This is a genomic window from Blautia sp. CGZ-1-C1 (assembly GCF_056504575.1).
Genome location: NZ_JBWLUT010000002.1, coordinates 1 through 8,656 on the forward strand (window position 1 = coordinate 1; position 8,656 = coordinate 8,656).

At 38.8% G+C, this 8,656-nt stretch carries 8 protein-coding genes; 2 read left to right on the top strand and 6 right to left on the bottom strand.

Annotated features, from left to right (window positions below; genetic code table 11):
• Positions 1 to 35 precede the first annotated feature (35 nt).
• The 5 genes from AC058W_RS00020 to AC058W_RS00040 all read right to left on the bottom strand — a co-directional run bounded on the left by AC058W_RS00020 (position 36) and on the right by AC058W_RS00040 (position 4,124).
• Positions 36 to 911, bottom strand: a complete 876-nt coding sequence (locus AC058W_RS00020) for an asparagine synthetase B family protein (RefSeq protein WP_479389500.1) — start codon at positions 909 to 911, stop codon at positions 36 to 38.
• The gene (locus tag AC058W_RS00025) at positions 904 to 1,482 is read right to left on the bottom strand and encodes an asparagine synthase-related protein (protein ID WP_479389501.1); all 579 of its coding nucleotides are present in this window, start codon (positions 1,480 to 1,482) and stop codon (positions 904 to 906) included. The genes AC058W_RS00020 and AC058W_RS00025 overlap by 8 nt, the downstream gene beginning before the upstream one ends.
• Entirely contained in the window at positions 1,460 to 1,897 is a 438-nt protein-coding gene (locus tag AC058W_RS00030) for a hypothetical protein (protein ID WP_479389502.1), read from the bottom strand. The genes AC058W_RS00025 and AC058W_RS00030 overlap by 23 nt, the downstream gene beginning before the upstream one ends.
• A gap of 233 nt (positions 1,898 to 2,130) precedes the next feature.
• Positions 2,131 to 2,274, bottom strand: a complete 144-nt coding sequence (locus AC058W_RS00035) for a hypothetical protein (protein WP_173704898.1) — start codon at positions 2,272 to 2,274, stop codon at positions 2,131 to 2,133.
• A gap of 509 nt (positions 2,275 to 2,783) precedes the next feature.
• A complete protein-coding gene (locus AC058W_RS00040; RefSeq protein WP_479389503.1) occupies positions 2,784 to 4,124 on the bottom strand; it encodes an IS4 family transposase in 1,341 nt (446 codons plus the stop codon).
• 803 nt (positions 4,125 to 4,927) lie between these two features.
• On the opposite strand from AC058W_RS00040, the gene AC058W_RS00045 reads away from it, so the two are divergent.
• Complete coding sequence (locus tag AC058W_RS00045; RefSeq protein WP_243098921.1) at positions 4,928 to 5,374, top strand: reverse transcriptase family protein; 447 nt, start codon at positions 4,928 to 4,930, stop codon at positions 5,372 to 5,374.
• A gap of 1,242 nt (positions 5,375 to 6,616) precedes the next feature.
• On the opposite strand, the gene AC058W_RS00050 is transcribed toward AC058W_RS00045, so the two are convergent.
• Positions 6,617 to 6,994: a hypothetical protein gene (locus AC058W_RS00050; RefSeq protein ID WP_118248085.1), complete on the bottom strand. Its 378-nt coding sequence runs from the start codon at positions 6,992 to 6,994 to the stop codon at positions 6,617 to 6,619.
• A gap of 208 nt (positions 6,995 to 7,202) precedes the next feature.
• On the opposite strand from AC058W_RS00050, the gene AC058W_RS00055 reads away from it, so the two are divergent.
• Positions 7,203 to 8,483, top strand: coding sequence for an IS4 family transposase (locus AC058W_RS00055; protein WP_118248162.1), 1,281 nt, complete (start codon positions 7,203 to 7,205; stop codon positions 8,481 to 8,483).
• Positions 8,484 to 8,656: the final 173 nt, after the last annotated feature.

Sequence of the window (8,656 nt, forward strand, 5' to 3'; positions counted from 1 at the left end):
ACATTTACATGTTTACCGTCTCATAACCAACTCTCTCACTTCGAACATGTAGTAAAAAATCTATCGTACCAGATAAGGAATGTTAAAACTGTCCAGATTTTACGGCTGTTATCTGCTTTTTTATCTTTATGGTTGTTCAGGAGCTGGAGCAGTTTCTCTGTATGGAAAAATTCTTCTGCTTCTTTCGAGGTAAATAAATCTGTTACCATCTGATACCAGTCATTCTGCCGCAGCCACACACGGATTGGAATGGGAAAACCAAGTTTCTTCCGTTCATTGGTTTCCTGTGGAAGAAATTCTGAAACAGCTTTACGGAAAATATATTTGGTTGTACCTGCTGCAATCTTGGCTTCTTTCGGAAGCTTTGCTGCAAAGTTAAAAACTTCTTTATCCAGAAACGGTACCCTGACTTCCAGGGAATGTGCCATGCTCATTTTATCTGCTTTCTGCAAAATATCGCCAGGAAGCCAGTAGTTCAGATCTACAGACTGCATTTTTTCCATGTCTTGAAGTGAGCCTCTGTTTTCTGACTCAAGCTCTTCATAAAATTGACTTAAATATTCCTGCGTGGAAGGTCCTGTTACTTTATTTTTCAAAATCTGTGCTTTCTCTTTTTCACAGTAAATATATGCATTTCCGATGAAGCGTTCTTCTACTTTCATTCCTGCGCGGATAAGGAAATCCCGTCCTTTCACGTCTGGCAGCTTTGCAGCCAGTTTTTTGACAGCGCGTCTGAGCACGAACGGAATCCAGGCAACTTTCTTTAATGCTTCAGGTTCTCTGTAAATATTGTATCCACCGAAAAGTTCATCTGCGCCTTCCCCGGAAAGGACTACCTTAACATGTCCGGCAGCCTCTTTGGAAAGAAAATAAAGTGCAACTGCAGAGGCATCCCCAAGTGGTTCATCCATATCGATACATCACATCTGGAAGGGCATCCCAGAATTCCTGCTTGGATATGATTTTCACATGGTGTTTCAATCCTGCTTTTTCTGCCACTTTGGCAGCTTTGTTTACTTCACTATATCGGTCTCCCTCATCAAATCCCACTGTGAATGCCTGATCTGCACCGGAGGCAGAAGCCAGATACCCGGAGTCCACTCCCCCGGATAAAAACGCGCCGACTTCCACATCGCTTAACATGTGGTGCTTCACCGAATCCCTTAAAATCTCTGCAAGCTGGCTCCGCAGCTGATCCATATTCGTCTTACGGTTCCACTTGCCAGGTGTAAGCTTTGTTTTGAAATAAGTCTTTATTTCATAGTTTCCGTTTTTATATAAAAGCATATGTCCGGGCATAAGTTTATAGATTCCCTTAAAAAAGGTCTCTTCCAGAGGGGCATATTGAAATGACAAATACTGCTCCAGGGCCTTCTGATTTACTTTTCTTTCATAGCCTGGAAATGCAAGAATACTCTTAATTTCAGAAGCAAATACAAAATGTCCATCTATTTCGGCATCAGTACACAGGCTTAATTCCAAAGAAATCCCTTGCAAGCATCAAAGTCTGCTCTTTTTCATTCCATACTGCAAACCCAAACATTCCCCTGAGCTTATCCAGTGCCTTCTCACCATACTGTTGAATGGTATTTACCAGAACTTCCGTGTCAGAATGGGTACAGAAAGAAATGCCGGAAGCCTCAAGTTCTGCCCGCAGTTCCTTATAATCATAGATTTCCCCATTAAAAACAATATGCAGGTTTCCGTCCGCACTTTCCATAGGCTGCTGCCCATCTTCTAAATCAATAATACTAAGTCTTCGAAAGCCCAGCGTAATCTTCTCCCTGCAAAAAGAGCCTTCACTATCCGGGCCTCTATGTTCAATGGCTTTCATCATCCTTTCAATTACTGTCTTCTGATCCTGTCTGTAACCTGTAAATCCACAAATCCCGCACATTTCTTCCTCCGTATCCATTTGATGTAGTTTAGACACTGCAACGACTTTTGTTACAGTCCAAAATTATTTTTATCGATATTTTATCATAAAAATGTCTGTTTGTTGTAAAATAAAAATGTCTTTCTTATCAAATAATTATATTTCAAAATAGCTTTTATATCTCATATAACATTTTATAAAAAAAGAAATGTTTTCCATTCCCTTATTTGCTTACGGAAAACGTTTCTTTTCATTTACTCTTCATAAAGATTTCCGTTCTCATCGATCCAGGTTCCGTCTCCGTTATTGTAAAGGACTCTGGATTCTTCATCGCCTTCATCTGCTGCTACAATTGATGCCACACCGGACGCAGTATTGAATCCACTGGTATATGGCACGCCTGCCCCGGTCGCAGGCAGATACAGTTTCGTATGAACAAGCCCTGCCAGAAGCGGTGTGGTAAGACCTGCATTCTGCCTGAGTTCCGGTATTCTGCGTATTTTTTCAGATGAATAGTAAATCGTTTCTTTTAAGCAATTTTTCTAAACGTTTTTTGATTCGACCACATTGGGGTCAGAACCCCAATGTGGTCCAAAAGAACTGCCAGAGCAGTGCCATTTAAAAAAAGGAACAGAAAAAAGTGCCTCAAACATTGATGTAAGTATTATAGCAGGAACTCTGGCTTTTTTCTTCTCTCTTTCCACTCTATTTCCGATTTTATAATTCTTTTATAGATCTTTTAGCTCTGCTTTATCCTTTTTATTTGCACTTCATAGTGCCTCTAGACTCCAATGTTGGGAACTTAGCGTCAACTTAAATGAATTATACCTGTATGTATTAAAATATGTTCTTTAAAAATTAAATAGTAAAAAATTATATCGCCTTATTGCAGAATTTATGGTATAGTCTAATAAGACCTGATACAGGATAGGCCTTTCAAAATGGCTATATCTTGTGTAGATGTGTTTAGAGAACGGATTTTCTTGTGTGAAATGTGTTTCCGGTCTCTGTTCTTTTTAGAGCGTTCATAGCATCTGCCAGGGTGAATCTGTGAACGCTTTTTTGATGCTTTTATGATTAAATTCATGATAACTGGCAGTATTTCCATGGACATAAAAAGGAACTTGGGCATAAGAGCTTTGACTTCGCCTATGATAAAAGTCCTTTTTGCCTGATATGCCCATTTGTTTTTTACAAATGCTTTTTCCCTTACAATGTTGTCAGCTTCTGTTTTGACAAGCGCTGCAATATTGGAGAATAACAGGTTTATATATAATTCCTGCTCAATAGAATTACAGCTTGTCCCTGTAAATTCTTCCAGTTCCCACCAGTCTTTTAGTTCCCTGTATTTTGTTTCGATATTCCAGCGTTCAAAATAAAGGTTATATAACAAGGATGGAGAGATAGATGGATTTATAATATTAGTTACCAGATACTCATTTGCTTCCTTGGACTTTTGGGGCAGAGGAACTTTTACAACCCGGTAAAGGATCGGTTTGCCATTTGCGGAAGTAGCTGTCCATGAAAAATCATCGGAACCTAATTTGCAAAATTTATTGTCTTTTCTTAAACGCATCAAAACGTTGCATCCATTGGAAACCAGGTCCTCATATAATTCTTTTGAGTAATATCCACGGTCAAAAATGAGCAGGGCATTGTCGGCAAGGTTCAGTTCCTGCAGCCGGGTCCAGTGCTCTCTTGCCGGATCACGTTCGCCGGCCGCTTTCGTATATATCTGTCCATCAATTATCTGGTCGAGAAAGACATCATAAATAGTTGAGAGCAGACCTTCAACCCAGAAAACATCATGATTGTTGCAGCTGGTAATAGCCCCAAATTCCGCAGAGGTATCATTGGACAAGGGAATCTCCAGTGTAGACCCATCAACAGCAAAAACACGGTATCCAAACCAGTTTTTTGGACAGTCAAGGTGTGTATAAACCATTTCAACCTGTTTATCCAAAAGTTCTTTGAAAAGATCCGGCAGAATTCCTTTTCTGGCTTTTGAAACAGCCTGCCTGGAAACATCAGGAAAATCAATGTCCGGAAGCTGGCGCTGAAGATCAGACAATTCAATATCCATGGAACGTTTTTTTGAATGGACAAGATAAGCAACAACCTGTTTCAATGTCAGTTTACGATATCGCACAAAAGAATTTGGACGTCGAAATCGTTCAAGAAATTCATCGGAATTAATCCGTTCATGTAGCTGTGTCAAAATCAAAGAAATTAAATCATAATAATTCATGGCATTATCTCCTAAAAAAGTATATATTCAAGAGGCTGCGCCGCAAATTTTGACCAATTTGTCAAGTAGACATAGTGCTGATATTTTACGCTCGAAATTGTATATTTTTACTATTTGATTTTCAAAGAACAAGTAAATCGATTTAAAGTCCTTAAGTTGACGCTAAGTTCCCAACATTGGGGTCCGACTCTATGAAGTGCAACTAAAAAGGATAAAGCAGGGCTAAAAGATCTATAAAAGAATTATAAAATCGGGTATAGAAATAGAACACATTGGGGTCTGACCGTGCGTCCAGCAAAGGGTATATAGTCCGGTGGGTGGAAGCCCCATCAAATAAGCTGCTAACCACAGCATTTGAAGCGAGTCTTGAGTCTGTTACGGTAACGCGCAGGCTAAGCGTAGACAGCAAGATAGCAGGGATAGCTATGGAGCACCGAAATCCCAAAGTATCAGAGGGTCGACACCGTGGTCAGGGTGGAAGACAATATATGCACTTATCGTTATGGTGAGATTTTGCATGCCTCTGCGGTGTTGTTGAAACTATTCATGTCAGACAGGGACTATATGTCAACTGGAGAGGACCTGCATTTTCTTTTCAGAGTGTGTAAATGAAAAGTATGTCCGCCAACCAAAAGAAGAAAGACAAACGAAGTGCAGGTAGTCGGAGGCCCGAACAGTACCGGTGAAGGTATGAACAAAATAAATACCGGAGGGAAGTCGAGAGAGAACTGTGCCTCGCAGTTCTGGCCTGCGAAACTATATCAAAGAGGAAACATTAGCTATACACAGAGATAGGGGAACTAATGGAAACGAAATTGGCGAGAATATCACAATTATCAAAAGAAAACCCAGACATGGTCTTTACATCACTGGGGCATCTTATTAATAAGGAGATGCTTGAGAACTGTCATGTCCAGATGGATGGAACGAAAGCCGTAGGAATAGATGGAGTTACTAAAGAAGAATACGGAAGAAATCTGGAAGAAAATCTAGAAGCCCTTATAGAAAGTTTGAAGAAGAAATCCTATAAGCCTAAACCAGCAAGACTGGTAGAAATACCAAAGGACAATGGGAAGATGCGGCCACTTAGTATCTACTGTTATGAAGACAAGCTGGTACAGGAAGCACTGCGCAGGATACTGGAAGCAGTATTCGAACCAATGTTTTATGATGAGATGATGGGATTCAGACCCAACAGGGGCTGCCATAAAGCAATCCGCAAACTAAACATAAAGAATGTCGGGGTCTGACCCTATGAAGTACAACTAAAGAGGATAAAGCAGAGCTAAAAGATCTATAAAAGAATTATAAAATCGGAAATAGAGTGGAAAGAGAGAAGAATTTCCGACATTTGGGTCAGACCCTTTGAAATAATAATAAAATGAGTAAATATGTTCTAAAAGTTTTCTAAAGGAAGTATAACATAAAGAAATTACGAATCTGTATGTGTTAAGGATGCTCAGTTAAAGCAATATGAACACAATAAGGAGCCTTCCGGGGTCTGACCCTACGAAGTACAACTAAAAAGGATAAAGCAGGGCTAAAAGATCTATAAAAGAATTATAAAATCGGGTATAGAGTGGCAAGTGGGAAGAAAAAATAGAAATTGATTTAGTAAGCGATAGGAGAATTCAGCTATGTTTATATTCTCCTTCGCCTTATAAAAGGTAAATATATAATACGATAAGATTAAATGGTTCTATTGAGTGAACGTTGGGGTCTGACTCTGTGAAGTACAACTAAAGAGGATAAAGCAGAGCTAAAAGATCTATAAAAGAATTATAAAATCGGGTATAGAGTGGCAAGTGGGAAGTGTTGCTGATTTCTCAGTTTGTCACTGATCAGATTTGCTCCCATGTCACAGATCTGCTGAGTTTTGTGTCATTGGCATTTTTGTGCAATCCGGCAGATTTCCTGCCGGATTATCTGTTTCATTTACAATGTTACATATGAGCTGAGTGCTTCAAGTGCTTTTACGATACTGATGACGTCCACCTTTGACGGACCACATTGGGGTCTGACCCCAATGTGGTCTTAGAAAAATCAGATGGAAATTGTTTCTTCTGTGAAAAAATAATTTACGATCAACATAATAGAAAAATCATTAGCGTTGATGATTTGTTAAAAGATATTAAAGAATGTCAGGGTCAATGTCTAGGTCTGACCCTATGAAGTACAGCTAAAAAGAATAAAGCAGAGCTAAAAGATCTATAAAAGAATTATAAAATCGGATATAGAGTGGAAAGAGAGAAGAAAAAAGCCGACAGACTTCCAGGGTCTGACCCCAATGTGGTCAATTTACCGTCAACTTAAGGAAAATCGTCAGATTTTATCCTAATTATATACTATGATTTACCGCAAAAATGCAGGATTAATCCTCAACCAGTTAGAAAATTCACCAAAAAGGCGCACTTAAATAGAGCTTAAATGTAACAGTGTTTTTATTTACAAGGCAGCTTTCTTATTTCTAAAATGTGAACGTCCTTTTGACTTTAATTTTTTTCTTGAAATGATCTTCCAGGAAGGATCTGTGAACGGCACCGGACAGCTTCTTTGTACAGCTTCTCAATAACTGAGAGTTTAGACAGATCACAGAGGATCTTTGGAAAGATGATCTTGATCCGTCCGATGATAAATGCGCGATTAGCCTGATAACGAAATTTATTGGAACTTTTGGAAGTGATGTCTATTTCTTCATCTGCGTCATTCTTGATAAGGGAAACAAGATTTGAAAGAAGCATATTGATATAAAATTCCTGAATGATAGAAGTTGCAGTAGCACCGGAAAACTCTTCCATAGCAAAGCGGCTCTTTAATTCTTTGTATTTTAATTCCACCGGCCAGTGCTGAAAATAAAGTTCCTTAAACATATCTTTTGTAAAATGTCTGAGTCTGACCCCAATGTTGGGAACTTAGCGTCAACTTAAGGACTTTAAATCGATTTACTTGTTCTTTGAAAATCAAATAGTAAAAATATACAATTTCGAGCGTAAAATATCAGCACTATGTCTACTTGACAAATTGGTCAAAATTTGCGGCGCAGCCTCTTGAATATATACTTTTTTAGGAGATAATGCCATGAATTATTATGATTTAATTTCTTTGATTTTGACACAGCTACATGAACGGATTAATTCCGATGAATTTCTTGAACGATTTCGACGTCCAAATTCTTTTGTGCGATATCGTAAACTGACATTGAAACAGGTTGTTGCTTATCTTGTCCATTCAAAAAAACGTTCCATGGATATTGAATTGTCTGATCTTCAGCGCCAGCTTCCGGACATTGATTTTCCTGATGTTTCCAGGCAGGCTGTTTCAAAAGCCAGAAAAGGAATTCTGCCGGATCTTTTCAAAGAACTTTTGGATAAACAGGTTGAAATGGTTTATACACACCTTGACTGTCCAAAAAACTGGTTTGGATACCGTGTTTTTGCTGTTGATGGGTCTACACTGGAGATTCCCTTGTCCAATGATACCTCTGCGGAATTTGGGGCTATTACCAGCTGCAACAATCATGATGTTTTCTGGGTTGAAGGTCTGCTCTCAACTATTTATGATGTCTTTCTCGACCAGATAATTGATGGACAGATATATACGAAAGCGGCCGGCGAACGTGATCCGGCAAGAGAGCACTGGACCCGGCTGCAGGAACTGAACCTTGCCGACAATGCCCTGCTCATTTTTGACCGTGGATATTACTCAAAAGAATTATATGAGGACCTGGTTTCCAATGGATGCAACGTTTTGATGCGTTTAAGAAAAGACAATAAATTTTGCAAATTAGGTTCCGATGATTTTTCATGGACAGCTACTTCCGCAAATGGCAAACCGATCCTTTACCGGGTTGTAAAAGTTCCTCTGCCCCAAAAGTCCAAGGAAGCAAATGAGTATCTGGTAACTAATATTATAAATCCATCTATCTCTCCATCCTTGTTATATAACCTTTATTTTGAACGCTGGAATATCGAAACAAAATACAGGGAACTAAAAGACTGGTGGGAACTGGAAGAATTTACAGGGACAAGCTGTAATTCTATTGAGCAGGAATTATATATAAACCTGTTATTCTCCAATATTGCAGCGCTTGTCAAAACAGAAGCTGACAACATTGTAAGGGAAAAAGCATTTGTAAAAAACAAATGGGCATATCAGGCAAAAAGGACTTTTATCATAGGCGAAGTCAAAGCTCTTATGCCCAAGTTCCTTTTTATGTCCATGGAAATACTGCCAGTTATCATGAATTTAATCATAAAAGCATCAAAAAAGCGTTCACAGATTCACCCTGGCAGATGCTATGAACGCTCTAAAAAGAACAGAGACCGGAAACACATTCACACAAGAAAATCCGTTCTCTAAACACATACACAAGATATAGCCATTTTGAAAGGCCTATCCTGTATAGGTCTATTAAACTATACCATAAATTCTGCAATAAGGCGATATAATTTTTTACTATTTAATTTTTAAAGAACATATTTTAATACATACAGGTATAATTCATTTAAGTTGACGCTAAGTTCCCAACATTG